Here is a 254-nt window from a genome sequence, read left to right as displayed (position 1 = left end):
CAGGAGATTTGCATGGGGCAGGCAAAGCAACGAGGATCTCGCGAAGAACGCGTCGCACTCGCGCCGCCAAAAGCGGCCAGACCGGACGCCGATGCGCGCCGGCGTGCATACGCCGATGCGAGCGCACGCGCGCTCGGGATCGTGCTGCGCACTGTGCTTGGAAAGCGGCGGCGCTCGCGTTAGGTGTCGCCTAGAGCCCTGGAATGCAAGATGACCGAAATTGTGACTGAACTCACGCCCCGCCACTGCAAAAG

At 64.2% G+C, this 254-nt stretch carries 1 protein-coding gene; it reads left to right on the top strand.

The window, feature by feature from the left end:
* Nucleotides 1-183, top strand: a 183-nt coding sequence (locus tag SB753_RS39395; RefSeq protein ID WP_410805466.1) for a hypothetical protein, incomplete at its 5' end; no start/stop codon positions are given.
* Nucleotides 184-254 lie beyond the last annotated feature (71 nt).

Origin of the sequence: Paraburkholderia sp. SIMBA_053 (assembly GCF_046534895.1) — a bacterium.
Taxonomy (GTDB): domain Bacteria; phylum Pseudomonadota; class Gammaproteobacteria; order Burkholderiales; family Burkholderiaceae; genus Paraburkholderia; species Paraburkholderia caledonica.
The sequence above is the reverse complement of the archived record's forward strand: the minus strand, read 5'-3'. Positions and strand labels throughout refer to the sequence as shown.